The organism is Winogradskyella epiphytica (genome assembly GCF_003217215.1).
Classification (GTDB): domain Bacteria; phylum Bacteroidota; class Bacteroidia; order Flavobacteriales; family Flavobacteriaceae; genus Winogradskyella; species Winogradskyella epiphytica.
Genome location: NZ_QJTD01000043.1, coordinates 1 through 1,533 on the forward strand (window position 1 = coordinate 1; position 1,533 = coordinate 1,533).

Annotated in this window: 3 protein-coding genes; all 3 read right to left on the minus strand. The window is 30.9% G+C overall.

Translation table 11 applies throughout. The annotated features are described in order from the left end of the window. Nucleotides 1–77: 77 nt before the first annotated feature. On the minus strand, nucleotides 78–557 hold the full coding sequence (locus DFQ11_RS15045) for a hypothetical protein (RefSeq protein ID WP_110476714.1): 480 nt from the start codon (nucleotides 555–557) through the stop codon (nucleotides 78–80). Between the two features lie 157 nt (nucleotides 558–714). Then, entirely contained in the window at nucleotides 715–1,014 is a 300-nt protein-coding gene (locus DFQ11_RS15050; RefSeq protein ID WP_110476716.1) for a type II toxin-antitoxin system RelE/ParE family toxin, read from the minus strand. Continuing rightward, entirely contained in the window at nucleotides 1,007–1,255 is a 249-nt protein-coding gene (locus DFQ11_RS15055; RefSeq protein ID WP_055413791.1) for a type II toxin-antitoxin system ParD family antitoxin, read from the minus strand. Before DFQ11_RS15055 ends, DFQ11_RS15050 begins: the two co-directional genes overlap by 8 nt. Between the last annotated feature and the right edge of the window lie 278 nt (nucleotides 1,256–1,533).

Sequence of the window (1,533 nt, forward strand, 5' to 3'; positions counted from 1 at the left end):
TTGCTAAATCTGGACTAATATATGAGGATAGTTACAGAAGTTCTTTGGTGAGAAATTAATGCTTTTTTACTTGTTTTTTACCACAGTACTTTGTTGTGTGTAGTGCTTTTTATTTCGTTAATTATTTCATTCAGTTCGGTTTCCGTAATTCCTTTTTGATTTGTGCTCAATTTGACTTTATTTTCTTTGTCAGAAATCAACAGTATTTTCTCTGAATTCGCACGAGTTTGAACGTTTTTTAAATTCAGGGTCAGTTCCGAAATATTTAATTCCGTTATTTTATCATTTCGAAATTGTCGAGCAAATGTAAAAGTCAGTTTTCCGGTTTCTCTGTTTTTTTCAATTCGTTTTATAATTTTAACACTTAAAATTAAATAAATAAATAATATTCCGAGTAAAATCCCAAAAATCAGCGTAATATTTGGATTGATTTCCTTGTTTATAAATCGAATTTTAGAAACAAAAAAGCACAAAATTATAAAGAGAATTCCGCGCATAATTTGCATTGGAATATCAGATTTTTCTATTTGCTTTTTATTCTCAAAAATTGTCTTCATTTAGTTTTTTCGCATTACACACAACGGTCTCGGCTATGAGTAGTTGCGTGGTTTAGTACTTAACTTTGCAAGTACACACCAAACTGAAAATCCGCGAGGATTTTCAGAAGTAGGCGAGAACAAGCAATTACTTATAGCCATTGTTGGGTGTAGTTTTTTATTCTGTTATTCTGTTTTTCAAATCCATTTGACCGTGTAAAATTCTTGTTATTTCAATCGGATGGTCAATTCTTTTTCGATAAAATATTATGTGTCGATTTGCTTTTAATCCGAAAAGGTCAGATTTGATTCCATCATAGTTTTTTCCCAATTCTGGGTTATTAGCTATATCTTGGCAAATATCAAGAAGCATATCGTAATATCTGTCAGCTTGATTTTCCGACCAATTTTCGAGTGTATATTCCCAAATTCCGTTTAAATCCGCCACGGCTTTGTTGGTCAGTTCGTATTTAGCCATTCTTTTTGCGTTTAGCTTTTAATTCCTCAAGATTTTTTTTCGGGTCGAAATCGTGAGCAATTCCGCTATCAATTCCTTCTTGAATAGCATTTCTTAACGCAATTACTTTACTTTCCTCATTTTCTAAAAGTCGAAGTCCAGCTCTGATTACTTCGCTTACATTTTTGTATCGTCCAGCAGAAACTTGGGTTTGTACAAACTGGTCAAAATAATTTCCGAGCGATATGGATGTATTTTTCATATTATTCATTTTTATCAAATATACCAATTTTTGGTAAAAAATCAAATTTTGTATATTTTCGCTTAAATTACACCCAACGGTTTTGTATATGAAACGTTGTGTGGTTAATAAATTATTTTTTAAATTTTCTTTTATTTTTGTCTTGCCGAGGATTTTCCAAAAGGGGAAATACCAAGCAATGTTTTATATACGTCTTAAGTTAGCATTTTAATAAAAACACTAAATTAAGACCTATAAATAAGAAAGAACAAAGGAGAGGAATAAGGTTATTATATACG